A 23,843-nucleotide genomic window follows, 5' to 3' on the forward strand; every position below is an offset into this window, starting at 1 on the left:
AGCGATGGCGATGGAGTCTGGCGACCGTGCCCTCGACGACGCAATGACCGCGTTTGCGCAGAGCGCAATTGGCGGCGGCTTGCCGTCAGGCGTCAATGCATTGATCGCCGAGGCGGGTCGGCTGCGCGAGCGCCCCGACGAGGCGCTCGCGCTGTTGCAACGCGCCCGAGCCGCCGCGCCGCGCCATCCGGTGCCGTTGATCGCGCTGTACCGCTTTTACTTCTACGGCCATCAATTGGCGCAGGCGCGTGCGATCGGCGAAGACGCGCTGGCGGTCGCTCGCACCGCGCTGGGCTCAAATTTCGGCGACGAACCGCTTGCGGCCGCGATCGTGACCACGCGTTATGACGCGGCCGCGCGTTTTTATCTGTTCACGCTGAAAGGCCTCGCGTACCTCAACATGCGTCTCGGCGACTTTGAAGAAGCGCGCATGCTACTGCGCGAATTGCGCCGGCTCGATCCCGAAGACCGGGTGGGCGGCGCGCTGCTTTCGCAGGTCTTGGATCGTCATGAGACCGGCGTCGGGTCCGACGATGCAATGGATGCGCTGAGTGAGTATCCGACGCGCGGCTGGACGGGGACGCAACCATGAGCGTACAGAACGTGCGCGTACCAGGCGGCGACATTGCACCGCGTCGCTGGCAGGGCGGCCCGCTCGACTGCGCCGGCTGCGGGTATGTGCGGTTCCGCGAGTTGCCGGCGGAGCACGGTTGCGGGCCAGGTCACGCGTGCATGCAGGATGCGTACGCGCGCCGCATCGAGCGCTTCTTTCACTGGCATCCTGAACTGGCCAACGAGCAGCTTGCGCATCCGTACTTCGAGGTGCGCGCAATCGCCGCGAGTCACGCCGATGTCTTTTGTCTGCCCGCATTGCTCGGCGACCCGGACGAGATGGTCCGGCTGCAGCTCGCGTTGCGATTGCCGCAGGCGCAACTGGCGCGCCTGATCCACGATCCGCATCGCGAGGTGCGGATTCGCGTGGCGCAGCGCCTGTCGTCTGCTGCATTGGTCGACATGCGGGGCGATTCCGACTACGGCGTGCGCGAATGGGTGGCGCAGCGTCTGCCGCTCGCGCTGCTGCCGCAGATGATCGGCGACCCTGATCGCGTAGTCCGGATGCGACTGGCCGAGCGTCTTGAGATGCCCGCGCTGCTGCGTATTGCCGACGACAGCGAGGCCGAGGTACGCCGCATCGTCGCCGAGCGTCTGCCCGCGACGCTGCTATCGCGCCTCGCGTTCGATCCCGATTGGCGAGTGCGCTGGGAAGTCGCGGGGCGCGCCGCTGGCGAAATCGTGGCGTCGCGGGTGGACGACGCGGACGAAGAGGTGCGCGCGCTCGCGCGGCGGCGCCGGCAGTCGGGCGAGGTCGCGAACCTGATGACCACTGGACAGACGCAACGATCAGCGGGAGTGAAGCATGGCTGACATCAACCGCGACGACGACCTGATCGAGGTCGCGTTTCCCCCGCGCTTCAACTACGGCGAGCGCGTGATCGCACGCGCGGTGATCCGAAACGACGGCACCTACAACGGCAAGGACGTCGGCGAAGTGCTGGTGAACAAGGGCGAGTTCGGCTACGTCACCAGCATCGACACCTTCCTTCAGCGGTTCTATATCTACGCAGTGGAGTTCGTCGAGAGCGGCCACCGTGTCGGCATGCGCGCGAAAGAGCTATGCACGCTCGACAACCTGCCGGACGACGTGCTGCAAGGCTTGGGCGAGCGGGCCGAAGCGCTGCACAAGATCGGCACACGGGTCCAGCCGGAAACGTCGCAACCGCAGGAGCCGTCAGCATGAGTATCGAACCGGTTCAGCCTGCTTATCAGTGGGGCATGCGCGTGATCGCGCTGGATGACCTGTGCAACGACGGCAGCTTTCCGGAGCGCGGCCAGGACGATTGTCTGGCCGAGGCGGGTACGGTCGGCGAAATCGTCAACGTCGGCCGGGTGGTTGAGAGCGGCGAGCCGGTCTATCTGGTGGAGTTCGGCAACTGTGTCGTCGGATGCACGGAGAATGAAATTGCGCCCGCACCCGCCGGCCTGCTACCCGAAGAAGGAGTCATGTCATGACGGTTCAGGCGAGCGCGCCAGAAGCGGCGCCGCCGCGCGACGGTTTGCGCGCGGGCCGCCCGTTCGACCTGACCCAGCGCCAGATCGAGCAAGCGTTGCGCGAGCGTACCCGCTACCGCTATGTGGTGCCGCGCGTGCTGCGCGATGGGCAGGGGTTCCGTGTCGAGAGCCCGTGCTGCTCCCGCAATGTCGACGCGAATGGCGGGCTGATCGACATAGCCTGGCTCACGCGCGATGAAGACGGTAGGTGGCACCTGAGCGCGCGCGATCATGCGTCGCACCGATGGATGCCCCAGCATGAGAGCACCAATCTGGCCGAGCTGCTGGACACGCTGTGCATCGATCGCGAATGCGTGTTCTGGCCGTGAAGCAAACTAACGGAGCCGGGCGACGATCTATCTCGACCACAACGCGACCATGCCGCCAGCCTCCGCCGTGGCAGGCGATGCTGTCCATCTTGACGGATGTGTGGGGCAACGCGTCGTCGCAGCATGCCGTCGGGCAGAAGGTGAAGGGCACGCTCGCTGCGGCCCGCGCGACGATCGCGCGAGCGCTCGGTTGCAAGCCCGCAGAGTTGATCTTCACCAGCGGCGCCACCGAAGCCAATCACCTGACCGTGTGCGGGCTGCGCGCGGCGGCGCCGGAGGGCCGGCACCGTGGCGTATTCAGCGCGATCGAACATGCAGCGGGCACCTGAAGCTGGCGCGTGCGCTGGCTGCACGTGGCGGTGCGGCTGTCGCTCGGCGAAATCACTACGGCGCAGGACATTGAGTACGTGCTCGCCCATCTGCCACCGTTGCTTCGTCCACTGCTGGAGGAAGCAGCGCATTCCGCTTGAACCTGTCATCAATCTCCGGAGTCCGCAACCATGAAAGTCATGATCCGCAAGGACAGCAAGGGCGCGCTGAGCGCCTACGTGCCAAAGAAGGACCTGGAAGAGCCCATTGTCGCGATGGCGCAACCCGGGATGTGGGGCGGTCTCGTCACGCTCGCGAACGGCTGGCAACTCGAATTACCCGCGATGGCCGACGATACGCCGCTGCCGATCACGGTCGAAGCGCGGCGCATTGCTGGCGTGGAGGAGTGAGATGAGCCTGAACGCCGAGCAATTGGACTTCGCGGCGGACCTGCTCCGCACGGCACCGACGCTACGCGACGCCGCCGCGCAATGGCACGAACGTTATCCCGAGGTGCGCACAATGCATGTCAGCGCAACGGTGATGCGCGACGAGACAGCAGCGCTTCGGTTCGGTGTGCGCAGTATCTATTTCGCGATGTCGGCCGGGCATTGCAGGTCCATCACGCAGCGGCCTGAAGAGGCCGATCCGTTGATCCTGACCGAGGAGAAGGCACATGGAAATCGATGAGATCGCGCTGAGCGAACCGGCTTGCGCCGCGCGCGAGATCGATCTCGTTAACGCGGTGCTGCAATCCTCGCGTTGGAGCGACGGGCCGATGCTTGATTCGTTCGAGCGCGCGTTTGCGGGCTGGGTTGGCCGGGAGTATGCGGTCGCGGTCGCGAGCGGCACGCTCGCCACCTGGATTGCGTTGCGCGCGATGGGGATCGGCCTGGGAGACGAGGTGGTCTGCGCGTCGCACGCCTGGCATCAGGTGGCGCAGGCGATCACGCTGGCGGGAGCCGCGCCGGTGTTCGCCGACATCGACTACTGGAGCGGTTGTCTGAGCGCCGAAAAAGCCGCGCAGAAGATCGGCCCTCGCACGCGCGCGATCCTCGCCGGCAACACCAACGGCCACCCGGCCGCGTGGGCGCTGCTGCGCGAACTGGCCGACGCGCAGCGCTTGCGGCTGATCGAAGACAGTACTGAGGCGTTGGGCTCGCGCTACCGGGGCCGCAACGTGGGCTGTTTCGGCGACGTATCTGTGTTCGACTTCTCCAGCCCGTCCGCGCTGTGCACAGGAGCGGGCGGCATGCTTGTCACCGACGATGACGAACTCGTCCATGAACTGCGCTATCTGCGCGAGCGGCGCGTCACGGACCGCGCGTCCGTCTCGGTCGGCTCGTGGGTGCCGCTGCAGGCGGGCATCAGTGATCTGACCGCCGCGCTCGGTCTCGCGCAACTGGCCGAACTCGACACGCGCCTCGCGCAGCGAAAGCAGGTCGAGACCTGGTATCACGAAGAGATGCAAAGCTTCGAAGGGATCAAGCCGGCCTACGTGGCCGAGGACGTCGAAGAAGTGCACTGGATGCTCTATGTTGTGCATTTGGGCAAGCGTTTTACGCAGAGCGCGCGCGCCCAGATGATCGACGACATGAAATCTTGCGGCATTGAGACGGTGGCCTACAGCCATCCGCTGCATCAGCAGTTTCACTACATGAACGCGGGCGATGCGATCGGCCGCAAGAGCGGCCTGTTGCCCGACACCGAGCGCATCGGCGATCGCGCGCTGGCGCTGCCGCTGCACACGCTGCTCGACACCGACCAGGTCAAGTACATCGTCAAGACGCTGAAAGACACCGCAACCAACGTGGGCGCCGGCGCCGCCATTTATCTGTGAGGCGCACTCCATGACCGTTTCAGTCCAGACCATCGCCGAACGCCTGTGTGCGGGCGGCGTCATTCCGTACCTGGGACCAGCGCTGCTCGCGCTGTGCCCCGATACGGCCGTCCCTGCCACGCCGCTCGCGCTCGCCGAAATCATCACGGCCAAGGTCAGCGTGCTGCACAAGATCCGCACCCGGCTGACCCAGGCGGCGCAGTTCATCGAAAACTTCAAGCATCGCAAGTCGCTGGTGAGCGTCATGAATGAGGCCTTCGCCATGACGCCGACGCCGTCGGCACTGCATTGCGCGCTGGCGGCGATCGGCGCCGGGCTGGTTGTCGACAGCTGGTACGACGACACCTTCGCCTGCGCGCTGGCGCAGGCGCGGCCGCAGGGCGGCTGGGCGCAGTTGCAGGGGCTGTCGCAGGCCGAGCATTTCGGCCATTGGTTCGCGGCCTATAGCGCAGACGGCGCGTTGCTGGATGACGTGCCGGCCTCGGGCGCGCTGCTCTACAAGCCGATTGGCGGCCGTGCGCCGGCCTCTAACTACCTGGTCTCTGACAGCGACTTCGTCGAAGTCATGACCGAGATCGATATCCAGACGCCCATTCCGCCCGCCGTGCAGGCGTGGCGCAGCGGTCGCAGTTTTTTGTTTCTGGGCTGCCGTTTCGACGACCAGCTCACACGCAGTTTCGCGCGCCAGATCATGAAGCGCTCCTCCGACATGCACTGGGCCGTGCTGCCCGACGAACCGACGCGTATGGAGGCGCGCTTCCTCGAAGAGCAGGGCATCACGTGCATCGCGATGCCGCTGGGCGGGTTCGCCGAAGCGTTGGTGGATGCCTTGCAACCCGCACTGGCCGCGTGAAGCGTGGCCGCTATTCATCGTTCTTCATCCGTAGCCTTTTATCAAGATCGCCATCATGACCACACTGACCGTACTGCCTTCGGGCAAGACCTACGACGTTGCCGCCGGCGCGACCCTGCTGCAGGCACTGCTCGCCGTAGGCGAGAGCATCGAGCACAAGTGCAACGGCAAGGCCGACTGCGGAACTTGCCACCTGTTCGTACAGGAAGGGCGCACGAGCCTGTCGAAGATCCAGCGGCTCGAAAACGACAAGCTCGATAGGCTCGTCGGCATCGGCTCCAAGTTGCGCCTCGCCTGTCAAGCCGTGCTGGCCGCAGAGCCGGTGACCATCGAACTGCTGACTTCGTCTGAGCGGCGAGATGACCGCGGTCGAATCGCTGGTGGTCGACGTGGCCATCGTCGGCGCGGGTCTAGGCGGCCTCGCGCTGGCGCGCGTACTGCATGCGCAGGACGTTTCCGTCGTGGTCATCGAAGCGCGCGAGGGCGGCCGTGCTGACGCAATGTTGCGAAGCCACCGGCCAGACGCTGGGCCTCGTTCCGGCCTGGTTCTGGCCCGATGCGGAGCCGCCCATCACCGCGCTGCTCGACGAACTCGAACTGGGTATGCCGAGCGTGCGGCAGCACGACCCCGGCGATGCGCGTTGGCTCTCGACCCGAACCGCGAACCGCAGCGGCGCGAGGGGCCGCTTGGGACGCATGCCGGGGCGAGCCACATCGCAGGCGGGACGGCGCGTCTGGTCGATACGCAGGCTGCCGCGCTTCCGGCAGCCTGCGTGCGGACCGGCCGCGCGTTGCTGATGCTGCGTGACCGCGGCGCTTAGCTTGAACTGCAAACCGGAAGTAGCGCTGCGACACGCGTGCTGCGTGCCCGCCGGGCGTTACTCGCGTTGCCGCAGCGGCTGGTGGCGGCGCATGTCAGGTTCGATCCGCCGCTGCCCGCGCTGCTTGCTGACGCGCTCGCGGCCACACTGACCCTGCTGAGCGCGGCGCTGGCGTTCAACAACACGTCCTGCGCGTTGTCGAACTTCCCTGACGAGCACCACCCGGACGCGGCGCTGCTACGTGCGATCGCGCTCGAATTGAACGCGCGTCTCGTGCATGCCTGTCCGGACAACGATCCTGCGGCGGTGCCGGCATGACCCGCAGCGCCGCTATCGAAACCAGCGCGCGGCTGGCGATCATCGAGCAGGCCGGCACGGCGGCGATGATCCTGACCGAAGGCATGGATCCGGGTAGCGTCGAGATACGGGCAGATGCCCTTCGCGCGTTCCAGCAGGCTGTCGGCGGTGGCCTGATCCAGCGTGCCGGCCATGAAGACGGTGAGACTGAGTGCCATCCCGTAGGCGCCCTCGAGGTTCATATACATCGACAGCGCGATTCCCCGTTCGGCTCAGCGCAGCAGCTTGCGGCGCTCGGCGGGCGAATAGTTGCTGAGGTGCCCTTCGCGCGCCGCCTGACGCCGCGCGCAGGAAATGATCGCGCGGCTCTTGCCGGGCGAGGCCGGCGCGCTGACCTGCTTGTCCAGCGCGGTGCCGCCGCATTGCGGGCAGACGGGCGTGTGGCCGGCGCGCACCAGCGTTTCGAATGCGTGGCCGCAGGCCGCGCAGCGGTAGTCGTACAGGGGCATAGTGATCAGATCTCCGTTTCAGGTGGATGGGGCGCAGCGGATCGCCCGTTGGTGCGAGCTGTGGTCCGTCATTGCGGCGCAGCCTTCGTGCGGCATGTCCGGGGCCGGTGCGTGCGCGCCGAGCCCGATCCAGGTGTGCACCAAGGCCGCATTGAAGCCGACCATGCGGCGCTCGTCGCATTGCATCAGCAGCCGGCGGATCAGCAGCGGCTCGGCCAGCAACAGCGCCAGCGCGACGTTGGCGTCGATCGTTTCCGGCACCACTTCGCTCGACTTGATGCGCGGTGCCGCGCGGTAGAACCTCTGGCTGACCGGCCGCGGCGCCATGAAGGCCCGCAGCGTGCGGCGATCCAGAGCCAGCTCAGTAGGTTGCGCCCGTCGAGTGTGTGGCCGGCTATGCGCAGCAGGGGTTTCTGGCGCGCATTGCCGGAGCAGCCGGGTTTTTGGGTGAGGTGGGCCATTGCCGGGGTTTTCAGGTTTGACGCAGCAGTTGCAGGCAGTCGAGGCTGGCCGCCATGTCGAGGGCAGTGAAGTCGTCCTGGTAACGCACAGCCGGATCGGCGACCAGCCTGAGCAGCGTGCGCACTTAACAACGGAATGGGACACTCGCTGCGCTCGCTAGAACTTCATCCCGACGCCTATTCCCAGTACCAGTGGGTCGATGTCCAGTCGGCCCAATGAACTGCCGCCGACCGAGGCGTCCGTGTGCATCCAGATCTTCTTGATATCCGCGTTGAGAAAGACGGTCTTCGTGATCTGCACGTCGACGCCAGCCTGCACCGCCGGACCGAAGCTGCTGCGTGACACCTGGATGCCTTCGGAGCCCGCGCTCAGGCCGTCGTTGTAGAAGTACGTGTAGTTGACCCCCGCGCCGACATACGGTCGGATCATGCCAGCATGGTTGAAGTGATATTGCAGCAGCAGCGTCGGTGGCAGCACGTTCACGCCACCCAGATCGCCGAGGCCAGACGTCACGTGGTGCCGCGAGGTGCCGAGAATCAACTCGATGCCGATCGCGTCGCGGATCATGTAGGTCAGGTCCAACTCCGGCACGAGTGCGTTATTGACACCCACGCCGAGCGACGACAACGTGCCGCTGGTGTGTACTTCCGGCTCGATAGAGATGGCACGCAGACGCACGAGCACGTCACCGGCGTGGATCCCATTCGCCGGCACCTCGCCTGCCATCGTGCTTCCCTTCGCGCTTACGTCATCCGCGTATGCCCGCACTTCGAACAAACCGGTAGCGCACAGGCTTGCCACGATCATCACGGCCTTAATCATGTGCTTCATCGCTTTCCCCTTGTTGATGTATGCGGGGAATTGTCGACGCGCAAATCAGGGCTGCCCTTGCGTGGGATCAACCGATCCCGAGCCCGAAGTCAAGATGCGACATCGGGTCACGCGTCGGAACGTCGAGATTGCGGGAGCCTTGAGGCGATGGCATGAACTCCCGCCCGTTCGGGGCGACACTTACCTCACCAATTCCCGGGAGAACGTCAATGCCTGCACTTACCATTGGCCTGGATATCGCGAAAAACGTGTTTCAGATTCATGGCGTCGATCGCCATGGCAAAACGGCAGTACAGCGGAAACTTCGCCGAGCTGAGGTGTTGAAGTTCTTCGCAAAACTGGAATCCAGTCTGGTTGGTATCGAGGCCTGTCACGGCTCCCATTTCTGGGCCCGTGAGCTAACCTCGTTGGGACACACGGTCCGCCTGCTGCCGACACAATATGTCAAGCCGTTTCTGCTCGGTGGCAAGAACGACGCGAATGACGCGGCGGCGATTTGCGCGGCAGTGACGCGCTCAGGCATTCACTTCGTTGCGATCAAGAGCGCTGAACAGCAGTCGCTGCAGTCGGTTCATCGCATGCGCCAACGGCTCATCCTGGAGCGGACAGCGAAATCGAATCAGATCCGGAGCATGTTTGCTGAAGAGGGTGTGATCTTCCCGGTCGGACTTCCGCAATTGAGAAAGGGAGTGGTTGAACTCGTCAACAATCCCGATTCCCCCATTACCGCTTTGCTCAGACGGCTTGGCTCGATGTACCTCGAGCAACTGAAGGCACTGCAGCAATGGCTCGACGAACTTGCTGCCGAGATAGCGAGATCTTCAAGAGCAACGAAGCCTGCCAACGGCTCGCTACCGTTCCAGGAATCGGGCCAGTGATCGCGACCGCGCTCGTCAGCAGTGTCGGTGATCCGTCCCAGTTCAGGAACGGCCGGCAGTTTGCGGCCTGGCTGGGGCTGACGCCGAGGCAAAAATCAAGCGGAGGCAAAACCAGGTTAGGCGGTATCACAAAACGCGGCGACACCTATCTGAGAACCCTGCTTGTACAGGGCGCCCGCGCGGTCATGCACTTCGTGAACCGTCGCGACGATCGGCACAGTCGCTGGATCAAGGCTGTGATGCAACGCCGCCACGTGAGCATTGCTGCGATCGCCCTGCCGAACAAGACGGCGCGCATTGCCTGGGCAATATTGACAGGTAACGGCTGCTTCCGAGGTGCGTAACAGACAACAGATATTGAGTATTGCTTTATTTCTTTCGCGATTGCGCAAGAAGCGGCAAGCATGGCGAACCGGTCGGACCGGCGCTTGCAGATCCTGATATATCCGGCGGCTGCAGTACGAAGCCAGAAGGCCGATGAGGAGCAAGCGCGCAAATTTCCATGATGGCTCGTGCAGCAGCAAGCACATCAGAAGCCGAATGCACGGACGCAGTCGTGACCCTCAAAATGCAAACCGATCTTGCTCATAGGCGGGAGTCCATGTACGGACTATTGGCCTTCAACCGCATTGACTGGTACCAAGATGTTTCTCGCACCGGGAGACACCGATTTCGCAGCCATTGCCGGACTGCCTGCAGCCGCCGAATGCCACAGCCATGCGCGATGCTCCGCAGTGATCAATTTGGCGGGTGCGAAAACGCCGCGCGACACGCGTCGTACCCAGTGCCCGATTACTCAGGCTGTACGGCAGATCGTTGGCAATTCGTGCCGCGGCCGAAGCCAGTCAGCTTCCCGAAGAAGCCGTTGTCAAGGCTATCTAGCGCACCCGACCCGCCCCTATCTGACGCCTTCCCGTCCTGGATGCCCTTCCGGACGCTCGGCCGCAGGCTCTGCCGTCACCATCAACACGGGCTCGCCGGGGCGTGCCGTCTCGTTGCCCGGTCGCAGGCACGTAATTTCAGGCGGCCGGTTTCGCGAGATTGCGCGCCTGGGCGTAGCGCTATTCCAGAACGAACGTCCGTGTATATCACGAACACGTCCCGCGCCTCGCCTCTCACCTACACAGGACTATCGCGCTCACGACACCTCGTATTGATACAGATCAGCGCTTTCCGGGCTCCATGCAGGACAATCGGGGCAGCCGTGTTCGCCGCGCTGTCCGCGCGGAAGCTTCTGGAGATGGGGATGAAGAAACGAATACACCGCGAAGCAGACTATCAGCCGAAGCAGCGCACGCGGATGCGGGAAGCAGCATCCCGAGCGCCTGACAGTCCGGAGATTCCCGCGGAGGTGGTTCGCCACTTCGACCGTTCGGGGCCTCGCTATACCTCATATCCCACCGCAGATCGATTTCATCCTGGGTTCGAGGAGCGGGCATACGAACGTCAGCTTGCCGCTCGTGCTACTGCCGAGAATAATCCGCCGCTCTCGCTATATGTTCATCTGCCGTTTTGCAGATCACTCTGCTACTTCTGCGCATGCAACAAGGTCATTACGCACGACCATGGCTGCAGCGCTAGATATCTGAGCTACCTCGTTCGTGAGATGGACCTGGTCGCGTCACATCTCGGACCTGACCGGCGAACCGTGCAGCTGCATCTGGGAGGTGGAACGCCGACCTTCTTCCCTGTTGCCGAGCTCGAAGACCTTGTCCAGCAACTGCAGAACCGCTTCGCGTTCTCGATCGACGCAGAACTTGCCATCGAAATTGATCCGCGAACCGTCAGCAGCAAAACGCTTTCACCACTCGCGCGCCTCGGCTTCAACCGAGCGAGCTTCGGCGTACAGGACTTTGCTACCGACGTTCAGCAGGCCGTCAATCGCATCCAGCCACTCGATGTGGTGGAACGCGCACTCAGCGGCGCACGCGATGCGGGATTTCCCTCAATTAACGTCGACCTGATCTACGGTTTGCCGCAGCAGACTGTCGCCAGCTTTGCCCGCACACTGGACGAGGTGATCCGGCTGGCGCCCGATCGCGTCGCGCTCTACAACTACGCGCACCTGCCAGACCGCTTCAAGGCCCAGCGATTAATTGACGCAGCCCGATTGCCATCGACCGAGGAGCGCCTGCGCATATTTATGCTCTCGGCCCAGCGCTTCCTCGATGCCGGATACATCTATATCGGTCTCGACCATTTCGCCAGACCCGACGACGAGCTGAGCATTGCGTTGCGCAACGGTAGCCTCCATCGCAATTTCCAAGGCTACACGACGTACGCGGAGTGCGATCTGGTCGGCTTCGGTGTGTCGGCCATCGGCAAGATCGGCAGCGCTTACAGCCAGTCGACGAGCTCGTTGCAAAGCTACTACCGATCACTCGACGAAGGCCGGCTGCCGGTCGAACGCGGAATTGCCCTATCGCCTGACGATGCGTTGCGTCGGGAGGTGATCATGACGCTCATGTGCAGCGTGCCGCTGAATTTCGCTGCGATCTCGCTAGCGCATCAGATCGACTTCGTCCGCTATTTCTCAAGTGAGCTTACCGCCCTGGAACCATACCGGGAGGCGGGACTGGTGAGCATCGATGGAAACGGCATCTCGATTCCCCCAAAAGGCCGGTTCTTCGTGCGCGCAGTGGCCATGGTGTTCGACGGTTATCTGGAGCGCCCCTCGAGCGCATCCTGGTCAAAACTGATCTAGCGGCACGACCGCCGGCGGCTGGCGCAAACAACGCGACGAGACGTGTTCGTCGAACTCCGAAATAGCAACGCCAAGGTGCGTATTCGCTGATCCGGATCAGATTGTCCCGCGCATCGAGAATGCTGCGAGCGTTGCATTACCCGCAAACTGCGCCGTCAGCAAGGTGTTCCCTGTTCATACGGGCGCCGTAAAGTCTGTCCTTCGTTCCCCGCCACGTGCCCCGTTACGACCCTCGATTGCCAGATCGAGGCCATCCCTCGCAGCCTGGCTCTGCTTCAGTTCAGCCATGAAGACATGGGCGATCGCCTGATATAGCCCGCGCACTGCGTCAGTGCACCGCACCCGCCGCTTTGTTCATCCTTGATCGACATCAATCACAGAGCTGGCCGGTTGTCGGACCATGACGCTGCGAGTGTGATGCCGCATGCGTCAAGCCAGCTTCAGGTCAAAAGTGCCACAACCCGGACTTAACCACTATGACAGACAGAAAAGCCTTAAGGAAACGGTCGATAGCCATCCTCGCAACATTGAGCGCCTGTCTATCGGGATGTGATCTGACTGTGCTTGATCCAAAAGGGAGCGTCGGCGCGGCCGAGAAGTCGCTGATCGCCACCGCCACGTGGGCGATGCTGATCGTCGTGATCCCGGTGATCCTGCTGACGCTGTTCTTCGCGTGGCGCTACCGTGCGTCGAACCGTCACGCGGTCTATGCGCCCAAATGGGCGCACTCGACGGCGATCGAGATCGTCTGCTGGACGATCCCCGCCCTGATCATCCTGTACCTCGGTATCCTGACGTGGCGCACCACGCATGAGCTCGACCCGTACCGGCCGCTGCAGTCGAGCGTGAAGCCGATCGACGTCGAGGTGGTCGCGCTCGACTGGAAGTGGCTCTTCATTTACCCGGACCTCGGCATTGCGTCGGTGAACCAGCTCGCCGTGCCAGTCGATACGCCGGTGAACTTCCGGATCACGTCGGACTCGGTGATGAACTCATTCTTCATCCCGCAACTCGGCACCCAGGTTTATGCAATGGTCGGCATGCAGACCCGTCTGCACCTGATCGCGGATGCACCGGGAAATTTCGAAGGCATGTCCGCCAACTTCAGCGGCAAGGGATTCGCCGACATGAAGTTCCGCACGCTCGCGACGAGCGCCACCGACTTCGACGCATGGGTGCGGAAGGTCAAGGCTTCGCCGGACCGCCTGAGCATGGACGAATACGCCGAAGTCGCGAAGCCGAGCGAGAAGCAGTCGGTACGCTACTTCTCATCGATCGACCAGCACCTGTTCCGCAACATCGTTGCCCGATACAACAACGGCAATGTCACGGCCTTCCGCGACGCCGCCTGTCGCACGCAGACCACGGAGTAAGCCATGTTTGGAAAACTCACGCCCGGCGCGATTCCGTTCGATCAGCCGATCATCATGGGTGCGGCCGCGTTCATGGCGCTCATCGTGCTGGCGGTCATCGCCACGCTCACGAAGCTCGGCCGCTGGAAGTGGCTCTGGACCGAGTGGCTGACAAGCGTCGATCACAAGAAGATCGGCATCATGTACATCATCGTCGCGGTGCTGATGCTCATGCGCGGTTTTGTCGACGCCGTAATGATGCGGCTTCAGCTCGCGATCGCGTTTCACGGCCCCGGCTACCTGCCGCCGCACCACTACGACCAGATATTCACCGCGCACGGTGTCATCATGATTTTCTTCATGGCGATGGCGCTGATGGTCGGCCTCTTCAATCTTGTCGTGCCGCTGCAGATCGGCGCGCGCGACGTCGCCTTTCCGTTCCTGAATTCGCTGAGCTTCTGGATGACGGCGATCAGCGCGATCCTGATCAATCTGTCGCTCGTGATCGGCGAGTTCGCGCAGGTCGGCTGGCTCGCGTATCCACCGCTGTCGGAGCTGCAGTTCAGTCCCGGCGTCGGGGTCGACTACTACATCTGGAGTCTGCAGCTCTCCGGCGTCGGTACGCTGATTACCGCGATCAACTTCTTCGTGACGATAGTGAAGCTGCGCGCGCCCGGCATGACGCTGATGAAGATGCCGGTGTTCACGTGGACCGCGCTGTGCTCGAACGTGCTGATCATGGCAACGTTCCCGATCCTAACCGTGACGCTCGCACTGCTCGGCCTCGACCGCTACGCAGGCATGCACTTTTTCACAAATGAGCTCGGCGGCAACGCGATGCTGTACCTGAACCTGATCTGGGCGTGGGGCCACCCGGAGGTGTACATCCTCGTGCTGCCCGCGTTCGGCATCTACTCGGAAGTGATCGCGACCTTCTCGAAGAAACCGCTGTTTGGCTACAGAATGATGGTCTACGCGTCGTGCGCGATCACGGTGCTCGCATTCCTCGTGTGGGCGCACCACTTCTTCACGATGGGTTCCGGCGCGGACGTTAACGCGTTCTTCGGCATTATGACGATGGTCATCGCGATCCCCACGGGCGTGAAAATCTTCAACTGGCTGTTCACGATGTACCGCGGTCGCATCGACTTCACCGCACCCGTGCTGTGGACGATCGGCTTCATGGTCACGTTCACGATCGGCGGCATGACGGGCGTGATGATGGCGATCCCGGGCGTGGACTTCGTGCTGCACAACAGCCTGTTCCTGATCGCGCACTTTCACAACGCGATCATAGGCGGCGTCGTGTTCGGCTATCTCGCGGGCTTCCATTACTGGTTCCCGAAGGCGTTCGGCTTCAAGCTTAACGAGAAGCTCGGCAAGCGGGCGTTCTGGTGCTGGTTCGTCGGCTTCTACGTGTCGTTCGTGCCGCTCTACGTGCTCGGCTTCATGGGCATGACCCGGCGCCTGAATCACTACGACAATCCGACCTGGCATCCCTGGCTGTTCGTCGCCGCATGCGGCGTGGTGCTGATCGCACTCGGTGTCGTGCACCAGATCGCCCAGGTCGTCGTGAGCGTGATCCATCGCAACGAGCCGGAATACGGCGACCTGACGGGCGACCCGTGGAACGGCCGCACGCTCGAATGGGCCACCGCGTCGCCGCCCGCTGTCTACAACTTCGCGCGCATACCGGTCGTCCACCAGCTCGACGCGTTCGCGCACATGAAGGAAAGCGGCGCAGCAAATGCCGCACTGGCGCATTACGAGGACATCCACCTACCGTCGAACACCGCGGACGGGTTCCTGATCGGCGCATTCAGCCTCGTGCTCGGCTTCGCCGGCGTCTGGCACATCACGTGGCTCGCCGCGCTGGCCTTCGTCGCGATCGTCGCCGCGCTGATCGCGCGTAGCTTCCGCGACGACCATGGCTACGTGATTCCGGCCTCGCGCGTGCGCGAAATCGAAGCACGTCGCGGCAGCGCACGCACCCCGGCCGCCCTTGAACTACCCGAATCCGCGGAGACCTGATCCATGTCGCAATCTGCGTTACTCGTCCATCACGGCAGGTCGAGCGCTGACCACGGCCCAACGCCCACCGTGTTCGGCTTCTGGCTGTACCTGATGACCGACTGCGTGCTGTTCGCGTCGCTGTTCGCCGTGTTCGTCGTAATGGCGCACCAGTTCGCGGGTGGTGCGTCCGGACGGGACCTGTTCGACATCCCGGGTGTCGCACTTGAAACCGGCGCGCTGCTACTGAGCAGCACCACCTACGGCTTCGCGATGCTCGGCGCGCTGCGCCAGGGGCGTGGTGCCGTGATCAGCTGGCTCCTCGTGACGTTCGTGCTTGGCGCGCTGTTCCTCGCGTTAGAGCTGCGCGAGTTCTCGCACCTGGTCGCCGACGGTGCTGGGCCCAGTCGCAGCGCCTACCTGTCGTCGTTCTTCACGCTGGTTGGCACCCACGGCCTGCACGTGACAGCCGGCCTCGTCTGGATGGCCGTGCTCGTCGTGCATGTCGTCCGCTCGCCTGAACTGTCCGGTCGCGACCTCACGAGTCTGACATGCCTGAGCCTCTTCTGGCACTTCCTCGACATCGTGTGGATCTGCGTGTTTTCGTTTGTCTATCTCGGGAGCGTGCTCTAAATGGTCCGTTCACACTCGACGTCCACGACCGCCTCGCGTGGTGACGTCGCCGGTTATATCACCGGTTTCGTGCTCGCCGTGGCGCTGACGGCTGGCTCATTCTCGATCGTCACGCAACGGTTGCTGCCGTCCGGCTCCGCGATTATGGCGCTCGCGTTGCTGGCGTTCGTGCAGATCGTCGTGCAACTGGTGACGTTCCTGCATCTGGACCTGTCGCGCGGCCAGCGCTGGAACGTGCTGGCGTTATGCTACACCGCGCTCGCCGCGCTGTTCCTGATCTTCGGCACGATCTGGGTGATGCACAATGTCAGCATGAACATGATGTCGCGCTGACTCGCCACCAGCGCGAAACGGTCTGGTCACATCATCGCGGACACGGCATGCAGCCGTCGACCGCGTGCGTAGTGTTGTGCTGCACCGCTCTACCGGTCATTCTTCATGAACAGTCCGAATCACCCCGTTCCCGCCAATGAGCCATTGCCCCATCGCAAGGTCATCCGCTCGTGGCTGACACCGTTCGCCGAACGCCGCACCGCCTACGCGCTTCTGCTGCTCGTGCTCGACTACGTTTTACTATTGTGTGCGCTCGCCGCGAGCGTGTTCGCGCACGGGTTCGTGCTGAAGACCGTATTCGGATGCATGGCGGGCTTCGTCATCGGACGGATCTTCGTCATCGGTCACGACGCATGTCATGAAAGCCTGACCCGGCACCGCACGCTCAACCGCTGGCTGGGCCGAATCGCCTTCCTGCCGTCGCTCACGCCCTACAGCCTGTGGCAGGTGGGTCACAACGTGGTGCATCACGGCTACACGAACCTGAAAGGCGTCGATTTTGTGTGGGCACCGCTGACGATCCAGGAATATCGCGCCTTGAGTGGGCCACGGCGCGCACTGGAGCGTATCTATCGCAGCGGCTGGGCGCCTGGTCTCTACTACATGATCGAAATTTGGTGGACGAAGATGTTTTTCCCGTCGCGGGCCGCAATGCCGACGCGGCGCCCCGTGTTCTTCCATGACTGCACGCTGGTATCGGTGTTCGCACTGCTGTGGATCGGCGCGCTCGCGTGGATCGCTCGCGCGACGCAGCGGGGGGTGGTCCCGTCAATCGCATGCGGGTTCGTGGTCCCGTTCCTGTTCTGGTGCGCGATGGTGGGTTTCGTCGTGTACGCGCACCACACGCATCCGCAGATCCGCTGGTACGACGATCGCGCGAAATGGGGGCGTTCGGATCCGTTCATATCCACGACGGTGCACTTGACCTTTCGCTGGCGTTTTGGCGCGCTGTTTCATCACATCATGGAGCACACCGCGCATCACGTCGACATGAGTCTCCCTCTATACGGGCTCGTCGGTGCTCAGCGAACCCTCGAAGCGATGCTTCCGGAACGGATCGTCGTGCAGCGGTTTTCGTGGCGTTGGTACTTCGACACCGCACGACGCTGCAAACTATACGATTTTTCGACTGATCAGTGGACCGATTTCGGTGGTCGCGCGACGCACGTCCCTCTTAAGACTCGCTAACAAAGCCTGTCATCCGAAAGCAAGCAGCAGTTGCAGCCAGAGGTCGGCTGCCATGTCGAGCGCGCTGCGGCCATCCGGTGCGCACAGTTCTGCGTTCGCCCCATGCGCAAGCAGCATCTGCAGGACGTCGAGGCGACCGCTCGCGGCTGCCTGCATCAGGCATGTGATGTCGTCGTCGTTCACATGGTCGATCGGCGCGCCGGCGTCGATCAGCCGCAGGATGGTCGCGGGGCCGCCGTGCAGGCACGCGAACCAGAGCGCATGGTTGCCGTCGTCATCGAGCGCGTCGGCGCGTGCGCCGAGTGCGAGCAACGCTTCGACCACCAAGTCCTCGCCATGCTGCGCGGCGCGCATCAACGGGGTTTCGCCGTTCACGCAGCGCGATTGCGGATCAGGGAAGCCGTGGTACGCCAGCCAGGTGCAGAGTGCGGCGGGCACGATCGTTTCGAGTTGTGCATCGGGGTTCCGGACAACGCGCGAGGCCAGGCGTTCGCGGACGACGAAAACAGTGTCGGTGTGCATGATCATGGTCGCGTTCGGGTGCAAGGGAACATCGGTTGGCGCAGCCGCGCGGGCGGCAGCCGCAGGGACCCGAGCCTCAGACGGGCCGGTTCTCGTTGGGGTTGCGCACCGGCCCCATCAATTCAAGTCCTTCGCTGTAGGTGATCGTGTCGAAGGTCACGTCGAACTTGATGGCCGCGTCCGCTACCGCATCCAGTTTGCCGCCGGAGTCCTTTTTCTTCAATTCGTTCTTTTCGAGGTACAGCAGTTCGAGCATCTCGTTGTAGACGGTTGACTCGAGAATCGGCAGCACATAGAACATCGCGCCCTTGTACGGCACCTGATATCGCTTGCTCAGGTCGATGTTGTCGCAAAACAGAAAGTACTTGCCGTCCGCCGAGAGCGTGTCGCTGAGCACCTCGGCCACGTCCTTCAGATGCTCGAAGCTCAACAGATACCCGGCGAAGAACGGCAAGTGCTTATGGCCGATCGTCGCGCATGCCATCACCTGATCGCAGGTCAGCTCCGGCGGCCGCGCTTCGTCGGCGAGCTTTGGGGCAAACCGCAGCGCAAGTTCGCCGCGGAAGCCGACCCGGTCGAGCCTGTCCGTCAGTCCCTTGAGAACCGGGTTGAGCAGACGGCCTTCATGTTCGAGACGGGCGAACGCGGTGTCGTCGATCTCCTTGTGCGCGAGCGTTTCGGTCATCACAGATCCTTGGGTTAAACAGCGTTGAAGAGGGATTCACGTCTGCGTATTGCGCATCCGGTCGGCGATTTTGAAAAAGGCCTGCATCAGTTCATCGCGTAGCACCGGGTCGACACCCGTCTCGTCGAACGCGGCGCGCATGCAAGCTAGCCACGCATCCCGTTCGGCGGTGCCGATCGCGAATGCGGCATGACGCGTGCGCAGCCGTGGTTGGCCGCGCTGTGCCGAGTACCGCTTGTCGGCGCCGAGCCATTCGCACAGATACAGCACCAGCACGGCCTTCGTCGAAGACAGGTCCGGGTGATGCATCGCGCGAATGCGCTGCGCGTCGGCCCGCGTATCCATGTGCCGATAGAACGCATCGACCAGGCGGATGACGGCGGTCTCGCCGCCTAGACGGTCGAAGTGCGTCTCGCGCGGCACGGGTCGTGAAGCTTGGGTGGCTGGTGTGTCCATGGCGCGATCAATGCAATAACCGAACCAGGCCGCAACCCGGCGATTGTCCGGCTGCACGCAGGCCAATGCGACAGAAATCGCACGACAAACGCGCCCGAATGGTTTCATTGGCGACGAAGTTCGCGTGGTTTGTCGCGAAATCGACAAGACAGAAGAGGAGTCCGCAAAAGTCCCGAACCAACCGCCGCAGCGCGGCGGGGCGGACGCGACGCAGTACCGCTGGTGACGTGGCACAGAAGCTGCGTTTGGAGTCCAGCGCGGACACAGGTCCGGCCGATGCGTGGCTCGATATAAGAAGACCCCTACAGGCACGACAGGCTGACATGGTCGCGGTTACGCAACCCTGGTTTCAACCCTTCTTCCTGAATGGAGAAATGCAATGTCTAAACTTCGGCAAATCGCTTTCTACGGTAAAGGCGGTATCGGCAAGTCGACCACCTCGCAGAACACCCTGGCAGCCCTGACTGAACTCGGGCAGAAGATCCTGATCGTCGGCTGCGATCCCAAGGCGGACTCTACCCGCCTGATCCTGCATGCAAAGGCGCAGGACACCATCCTGTCGCTAGCGGCCGAAGCCGGCTCGGTGGAGGACCTCGAACTCGAGGACGTGATGAAGATCGGTTACCGCAACATCCGTTGCGTGGAGTCCGGCGGTCCGGAACCGGGCGTCGGCTGCGCGGGCCGTGGCGTCATCACGTCGATCAACTTCCTCGAAGAAAACGGCGCCTATGACGGCGTGGACTACGTGTCGTACGACGTGCTCGGCGACGTGGTGTGCGGCGGTTTCGCAATGCCGATTCGTGAGAACAAGGCGCAGGAAATCTACATTGTGATGTCCGGCGAAATGATGGCCATGTATGCGGCCAACAACATTTCAAAGGGCATTCTGAAGTACGCGAACAGCGGCGGTGTGCGGATCGGCGGGCTCGTGTGCAACGAGCGTCAGACCGACAAGGAACTCGAACTCGCCGAAGCGCTGGCGAAGATGCTCGGTTCGAAGCTGATCCACTTCGTGCCGCGCGATAACATCGTGCAGCACGCCGAGCTGCGCCGCATGACGGTGATCGAGTTCGCGCCAGAATCCAAACAGGCGGAAGAGTATCGCCAGCTCGCCACCAAGGTGCACAACAACGCGGGCAACGGCACGATCCCGACGCCGATCACGATGGATCAACTGGAAGACCTGTTAATGGAACACGGAATCATGACGTCCATCGACGAATCGCAAGTCGGCAAGCCTGCAGCGGAACTGACCGCCTAAGCGAGCGCCGCTGCGCGCGGCCCGGTGTTCTTCTTCACGCGATGAACCGGGCCGTGCCGGCTACCCGCTGCCAGGCTTGATACTCACCCTATGGAGCATTCCCATGAACGTCACTGTTGAAGAGCGCAAGGCCGCGAACAAGGCCCTGATCGATGAAGTGCTGAAGGCCTATCCGGAAAAGATGGCCAAACGGCGCGCCAAGCATTTGGGCACCTTCGAGGACGGCAAGCCCGACTGTGGCGTGAAATCAAACATCAAGTCATTGCCGGGCGTGATGACGATTCGCGGTTGCGCGTACGCCGGCTCGAAGGGCGTGGTCTGGGGGCCCATCAAGGACATGATCCACATCAGTCATGGTCCGGTCGGTTGCGGCCAGTACTCGTGGGCCGCGCGTCGCAACTACTACATCGGCACTACCGGTATCGACACCTTCGTGACGATGCAGTTCACGTCGGACTTCCAGGAAAAGGACATCGTCTTCGGCGGCGACAAGAAGCTCGACAAGATCGTCGACGAGATTCAGGAACTGTTTCCGCTGAACAAGGGCATCTCGATCCAGAGTGAATGCCCGATCGGCCTGATCGGCGACGACATCGAGGCCGTCTCGAAGAAGAAGAGTGCGCAGTATGAAGGGCACACCATTTTGCCGGTGCGCTGCGAAGGTTTTCGCGGCGTCAGCCAGTCGCTGGGCCACCATCTGGCTAACGATGCGATTCGAGACTGGATATTCGACAAGGCCGATCCGGACAAGCGGCCCGAATTTGTTTCGACGCCTTATGATGTTGCGATCATCGGCGATTACAACATCGGCGGCGATGCATGGTCGAGCCGGATTCTGCTCGAAGAGATCGGCCTGCGCGTGATCGCGCAATGGTCGGGCGACGGCTCGATCGCCGAGCTCGAGAACACGCCCAAGGCCAAGCTCAATTTGCTGCATTGCTACCGCTCGATGAACTATATCAGCCGGCACATGGAAGAGAAGTACTGCATTCCGTGGGCGGAATACAACTTCTTCGGCCCGTCGATGATCGAGAAGAGCCTGCGCGAGATCGCCAGCCACTTCGACGACACCATCAAAGCCAACGCGGAGAGGGTGATCGCCAAGTATCGTCCGCTGGTCGATGCGGTGAACGCGAAGTTCAGAGCGCGCCTGCAGGATAAGACCGTGATGCTGTTCGTTGGCGGCCTGCGTCCGCGCCACGTGATCGGCGCCTACGAAGACCTCGGCATGAACGTGGTCGGCACCGGCTACGAATTCGGCCACAACGACGACTATCAGCGCACCACGCACTACGTGAAGGACGGCACACTGATTTACGACGACGTGACCGGCTACGAGTTCGAGAGGTTCGTCGAACAGGTCCAGCCCGATCTGGTCGGCTCCGGCATCAAGGAAAAGTACGTGTTCCAGAAGATGGGCGTGCCGTTTCGCCAGATGCACAGCTGGGACTATTCCGGTCCATATCACGGCTACGACGGCTACGCCATTTTCGCGCGCGACATGGACATGGCCATTTCCAGCCCGGTGTGGGGGCTCGCCAAGGCGCCCTGGAAGAAAAACCCCTAAGCGCCGGCCACCGCACCGATCACCGCACTGATCACCGGCCGGCAGGTCTTTGAATTGAATATCAGGAGCATCCCGTGCCTCAATCCGCAGACCAGATTCTCGATCAGGAACTCCTGTTCCGCGAGCCCGAGTACCAGAAAATTTTCCGCGCGAAAAAGGAAAACTTCGAGTTCAACCATTCAGACGAGCAGGTCAAGCAGATCGTCGAGTGGACCAAGAGCGAAGACTACCGGCAAAAGAACTTTGCACGCGACTCGCTCACCATCAACCCAGCCAAGGCCTGCCAGCCGCTCGGCGCAGTGTACGTGGCCAACGGCTTTCACAAGACGCTCAGTTTTGTGCATGGCTCGCAGGGCTGTGTAGCGTTTTACCGCTCGCACTTTTCGCGTCACTTCAAGGAGCCGACCTCGTGCGTCAGCTCGTCGATGACCGAGGACGCGGCGGTGTTTGGCGGCATGAACAACATGATCGACGGCCTCGCAAATGCGTACAACCTGTACAAGCCCGACATGATCGCGGTCTCCACGACCTGCATGGCGGAAGTGATCGGCGATGACCTCGACGCGCTCATCAAGAGCAGCAAGCAGAAGGGCAGCGTGCCGAAAGACTACGACGTGCCGTTCGCGCATACGCCGGCCTTCGTCGGCAGCCATGTGACCGGCTACGACAACGCGCTCCTCGGCATCCTCAAGCACTTCTGGGACGGCAAGGCCGGCACAGCGACGCCGCTTGAGCGCGTGCCCGACGAAAGCGTCAACTTCATCGGCGGCTTCGACGGCTACGTGGTCGGCAACATGAAGGAGATTCGCCGGATTTTCGATCTCTTCGGCGTGACGGTGAACATCATCTGCGACCCATCCGAAACGTGGAATACGCCGACCGACGGCGAGTTCCGGATGTACGAAGGCGGCACGACCAAGGAGGACGTCGAGCGCGCGTTGAACGCGAAGGCGACCTTCGTGTTCCAGGAATACTGCTGCGAGAAGACCAGCAAGTTCATTGGCGAGCATGGCCAGGAAGTGGTGGTGCTGAACTCGCCGGTTGGCGTCGCGGGCACCGATCAGTTCCTGATGGAAATCTCGCGCGTGACCGGCAAGCCGATTCCGGCGCAACTGGAGAAGGAGCGAGGCCAGCTCGTCGATGCGATGGCCGACAGCCAGGCTCACCTGCACGGCAAGCGCTTTGCACTCTACGGCGACCCGGACCAGATGCTGGGCTACACGCAGTTCCTGCTGGAACTCGGTGCCGAGCCGGCTCACGTGCTGGCGACCAACGGCAACGAAACCTGGGCTGCGAAGGTGCAGGCGCTGTTCGACGCGTCGCCCTACGGCGCCGGCTGCAAGGTGTATCCGAAACGCGATCTATGGCACATGCGCTCACTGCTGTTTACCGAGCCGGTGGATTTCCTGATAGGCAACACCTACGGCAAGTATCTCGAGCGGGATACCAAAACGCCGCTGATACGTATGGTGTTCCCGATCTTCGATCGACACCATTACCATCGCTTCCCAACCTGGGGCTATGAAGGTGCGTTGCGGGTGCTGGTCACGCTGCTGGACGAGTTTTTCGAAGCGCTCGACGCCAACACGATCGACGTGGCGAAGACCGACTACAGCTACGACATCATTCGCTGACGAGGAGAGCGCGGCTATGGCAGACACAGCGGATGCATCGGGCGCGGCAGACGCAGCTCTGGTCAAGATGACGCAGGACGGGCCATAACGTCGAGGTAATCAACGACTAGGTTTGCCTGGCCGGTGTGGGCGAGGCCGACCACCTCGTCCCGCTGCCCGAACACCGGAACCCGCAGATGATCGCCCACGTGCTGCCCGGGGGCCCGCGCATGTGGCCGGCCGGTTGCCATTGACGCACGAGGAGATTGCGATTGCACAGG

28 protein-coding genes and 2 pseudogenes are annotated in these 23,843 nt (G+C 62.6%); 23 read left to right on the top strand and 7 right to left on the bottom strand.

All coding sequences use genetic code 11. The features are described 5' to 3' along the window. Positions 1 to 10 precede the first annotated feature (10 nt). From OKW44_RS16980 to OKW44_RS17040, 13 genes and pseudogenes are all read left to right on the top strand, one after another. Complete coding sequence (locus OKW44_RS16980; RefSeq protein WP_018423195.1) at positions 11 to 592, top strand: hypothetical protein; 582 nt, start codon at positions 11 to 13, stop codon at positions 590 to 592. Further along, positions 589 to 1,425, top strand: a complete 837-nt coding sequence (locus tag OKW44_RS16985; RefSeq protein ID WP_018423194.1) for a 4Fe4S-binding leucine-rich repeat protein — start codon at positions 589 to 591, stop codon at positions 1,423 to 1,425. Before OKW44_RS16980 ends, OKW44_RS16985 begins: the two co-directional genes overlap by 4 nt. Continuing rightward, positions 1,418 to 1,798: a nitrogen fixation protein NifZ gene (locus OKW44_RS16990; RefSeq protein WP_018423193.1), complete on the top strand. Its 381-nt coding sequence runs from the start codon at positions 1,418 to 1,420 to the stop codon at positions 1,796 to 1,798. Before OKW44_RS16985 ends, OKW44_RS16990 begins: the two co-directional genes overlap by 8 nt. After that, the gene (locus OKW44_RS16995; protein WP_018423192.1) at positions 1,795 to 2,070 is read left to right on the top strand and encodes a nitrogen fixation protein NifZ; all 276 of its coding nucleotides are present in this window, start codon (positions 1,795 to 1,797) and stop codon (positions 2,068 to 2,070) included. Before OKW44_RS16990 ends, OKW44_RS16995 begins: the two co-directional genes overlap by 4 nt. Next, positions 2,067 to 2,438, top strand: coding sequence for a DUF3024 domain-containing protein (locus tag OKW44_RS17000; protein WP_018423191.1), 372 nt, complete (start codon positions 2,067 to 2,069; stop codon positions 2,436 to 2,438). The genes OKW44_RS16995 and OKW44_RS17000 overlap by 4 nt, the downstream gene beginning before the upstream one ends. Before the next feature lie 77 nt (positions 2,439 to 2,515). Further along, complete coding sequence (locus OKW44_RS17005) at positions 2,516 to 2,767, top strand: aminotransferase class V-fold PLP-dependent enzyme (protein WP_018423190.1); 252 nt, start codon at positions 2,516 to 2,518, stop codon at positions 2,765 to 2,767. 9 nt (positions 2,768 to 2,776) lie between these two features. Next, on the top strand, positions 2,777 to 2,908 hold the full coding sequence (locus tag OKW44_RS17010) for a hypothetical protein (RefSeq protein ID WP_018423189.1): 132 nt from the start codon (positions 2,777 to 2,779) through the stop codon (positions 2,906 to 2,908). Positions 2,909 to 2,938: 30 nt separating this feature from the next. Continuing rightward, positions 2,939 to 3,157 carry a putative nitrogen fixation protein NifT gene (gene nifT / locus OKW44_RS17015; RefSeq protein WP_007177241.1) on the top strand — a complete coding sequence of 73 codons (219 nt, stop codon included), beginning with the start codon at positions 2,939 to 2,941 and terminating at the stop codon, positions 3,155 to 3,157. A gap of 1 nt (position 3,158) precedes the next feature. Then, on the top strand, positions 3,159 to 3,437 hold the full coding sequence (locus OKW44_RS17020; RefSeq protein WP_018423188.1) for a hypothetical protein: 279 nt from the start codon (positions 3,159 to 3,161) through the stop codon (positions 3,435 to 3,437). Beyond that, complete coding sequence (locus OKW44_RS17025; protein ID WP_018423187.1) at positions 3,424 to 4,587, top strand: DegT/DnrJ/EryC1/StrS family aminotransferase; 1,164 nt, start codon at positions 3,424 to 3,426, stop codon at positions 4,585 to 4,587. Before OKW44_RS17020 ends, OKW44_RS17025 begins: the two co-directional genes overlap by 14 nt. Positions 4,588 to 4,597: 10 nt before the next feature. Continuing rightward, complete coding sequence (locus OKW44_RS17030; protein WP_018423186.1) at positions 4,598 to 5,440, top strand: SIR2 family NAD-dependent protein deacylase; 843 nt, start codon at positions 4,598 to 4,600, stop codon at positions 5,438 to 5,440. A 55-nt stretch (positions 5,441 to 5,495) separates the two neighbouring features. Further along, positions 5,496 to 5,783: pseudogene (locus OKW44_RS17035) on the top strand (2Fe-2S iron-sulfur cluster-binding protein); the annotation flags it as partial. Between the two features lie 16 nt (positions 5,784 to 5,799). Then, positions 5,800 to 6,261: an NAD(P)-binding protein gene (locus tag OKW44_RS17040; RefSeq protein WP_113061978.1), complete on the top strand. Its 462-nt coding sequence runs from the start codon at positions 5,800 to 5,802 to the stop codon at positions 6,259 to 6,261. Here OKW44_RS17040 and OKW44_RS17045 read toward each other — a convergent pair. From OKW44_RS17045 to OKW44_RS17060, 4 genes are all read right to left on the bottom strand, one after another. Continuing rightward, positions 6,258 to 6,800 (bottom strand): OsmC family protein, encoded by a 543-nt coding sequence (locus OKW44_RS17045; RefSeq protein ID WP_429410696.1) that lies wholly within the window; start codon positions 6,798 to 6,800, stop codon positions 6,258 to 6,260. The two genes, OKW44_RS17040 and OKW44_RS17045, sit on opposite strands and share 4 nt — an antisense overlap. Positions 6,801 to 6,830: 30 nt before the next feature. Then, a complete protein-coding gene (locus tag OKW44_RS17050) occupies positions 6,831 to 7,067 on the bottom strand; it encodes an FmdB family zinc ribbon protein (protein ID WP_018423182.1) in 237 nt (78 codons plus the stop codon). Positions 7,068 to 7,085: 18 nt separating this feature from the next. Beyond that, positions 7,086 to 7,394 carry a thioredoxin domain-containing protein gene (locus OKW44_RS17055; protein ID WP_018423181.1) on the bottom strand — a complete coding sequence of 103 codons (309 nt, stop codon included), beginning with the start codon at positions 7,392 to 7,394 and terminating at the stop codon, positions 7,086 to 7,088. A gap of 291 nt (positions 7,395 to 7,685) precedes the next feature. Next, complete coding sequence (locus tag OKW44_RS17060) at positions 7,686 to 8,360, bottom strand: OmpW/AlkL family protein (RefSeq protein ID WP_018423179.1); 675 nt, start codon at positions 8,358 to 8,360, stop codon at positions 7,686 to 7,688. Positions 8,361 to 8,569: 209 nt separating this feature from the next. On the opposite strand from OKW44_RS17060, the pseudogene OKW44_RS17065 reads away from it, so the two are divergent. The 7 genes and pseudogenes from OKW44_RS17065 (at position 8,570) to OKW44_RS17095 (ending at position 17,458) form a co-directional block, all read left to right on the top strand. Continuing rightward, a pseudogene (locus OKW44_RS17065) lies at positions 8,570 to 9,582 on the top strand (IS110 family RNA-guided transposase). Positions 9,583 to 10,538: 956 nt separating this feature from the next. Continuing rightward, a complete protein-coding gene (gene hemN / locus OKW44_RS17070; RefSeq protein WP_035471979.1) occupies positions 10,539 to 11,942 on the top strand; it encodes an oxygen-independent coproporphyrinogen III oxidase in 1,404 nt (467 codons plus the stop codon). Between the two features lie 476 nt (positions 11,943 to 12,418). After that, complete coding sequence (gene cyoA / locus OKW44_RS17075) at positions 12,419 to 13,315, top strand: ubiquinol oxidase subunit II (protein WP_035471676.1); 897 nt, start codon at positions 12,419 to 12,421, stop codon at positions 13,313 to 13,315. A 3-nt stretch (positions 13,316 to 13,318) separates the two neighbouring features. Continuing rightward, entirely contained in the window at positions 13,319 to 15,325 is a 2,007-nt protein-coding gene (gene cyoB / locus OKW44_RS17080) for a cytochrome o ubiquinol oxidase subunit I (protein WP_018423175.1), read from the top strand. A gap of 3 nt (positions 15,326 to 15,328) precedes the next feature. Then, the gene (gene cyoC / locus OKW44_RS17085; RefSeq protein WP_026226292.1) at positions 15,329 to 15,937 is read left to right on the top strand and encodes a cytochrome o ubiquinol oxidase subunit III; all 609 of its coding nucleotides are present in this window, start codon (positions 15,329 to 15,331) and stop codon (positions 15,935 to 15,937) included. Next, positions 15,938 to 16,270, top strand: a complete 333-nt coding sequence (gene cyoD, locus OKW44_RS17090; protein WP_018423173.1) for a cytochrome o ubiquinol oxidase subunit IV — start codon at positions 15,938 to 15,940, stop codon at positions 16,268 to 16,270. It abuts the gene before it with no gap. Positions 16,271 to 16,375: 105 nt separating this feature from the next. Continuing rightward, positions 16,376 to 17,458 carry a fatty acid desaturase gene (locus tag OKW44_RS17095; protein WP_084754304.1) on the top strand — a complete coding sequence of 361 codons (1,083 nt, stop codon included), beginning with the start codon at positions 16,376 to 16,378 and terminating at the stop codon, positions 17,456 to 17,458. Between the two features lie 9 nt (positions 17,459 to 17,467). Here the strand turns inward: OKW44_RS17095 and OKW44_RS17100 are convergent, their stop codons facing one another. The 3 genes from OKW44_RS17100 to OKW44_RS17110 form a co-directional block, all read right to left on the bottom strand. Then, complete coding sequence (locus OKW44_RS17100) at positions 17,468 to 17,980, bottom strand: ankyrin repeat domain-containing protein (RefSeq protein WP_085952374.1); 513 nt, start codon at positions 17,978 to 17,980, stop codon at positions 17,468 to 17,470. 76 nt (positions 17,981 to 18,056) lie between these two features. Then, on the bottom strand, positions 18,057 to 18,665 hold the full coding sequence (locus OKW44_RS17105) for a hypothetical protein (protein WP_018423170.1): 609 nt from the start codon (positions 18,663 to 18,665) through the stop codon (positions 18,057 to 18,059). A gap of 36 nt (positions 18,666 to 18,701) precedes the next feature. Then, positions 18,702 to 19,121 carry a group II truncated hemoglobin gene (locus tag OKW44_RS17110; RefSeq protein WP_026226291.1) on the bottom strand — a complete coding sequence of 140 codons (420 nt, stop codon included), beginning with the start codon at positions 19,119 to 19,121 and terminating at the stop codon, positions 18,702 to 18,704. 379 nt (positions 19,122 to 19,500) lie between these two features. Between OKW44_RS17110 and nifH the strand changes: the two genes are divergently transcribed. The 3 genes from nifH to nifK all read left to right on the top strand — a co-directional run bounded on the left by nifH (position 19,501) and on the right by nifK (position 23,583). Continuing rightward, positions 19,501 to 20,382: a nitrogenase iron protein gene (gene nifH / locus OKW44_RS17115; RefSeq protein ID WP_018423167.1), complete on the top strand. Its 882-nt coding sequence runs from the start codon at positions 19,501 to 19,503 to the stop codon at positions 20,380 to 20,382. Positions 20,383 to 20,485: 103 nt separating this feature from the next. Next, positions 20,486 to 21,949, top strand: a complete 1,464-nt coding sequence (nifD, locus tag OKW44_RS17120) for a nitrogenase molybdenum-iron protein alpha chain (protein WP_018423166.1) — start codon at positions 20,486 to 20,488, stop codon at positions 21,947 to 21,949. 74 nt (positions 21,950 to 22,023) lie between these two features. After that, on the top strand, positions 22,024 to 23,583 hold the full coding sequence (nifK, locus tag OKW44_RS17125; protein ID WP_018423165.1) for a nitrogenase molybdenum-iron protein subunit beta: 1,560 nt from the start codon (positions 22,024 to 22,026) through the stop codon (positions 23,581 to 23,583). Positions 23,584 to 23,843: the final 260 nt, after the last annotated feature.

It is taken from the genome of Paraburkholderia lebeckiae (assembly GCF_050436325.1).
Classification (GTDB): domain Bacteria; phylum Pseudomonadota; class Gammaproteobacteria; order Burkholderiales; family Burkholderiaceae; genus Paraburkholderia; species Paraburkholderia tuberum.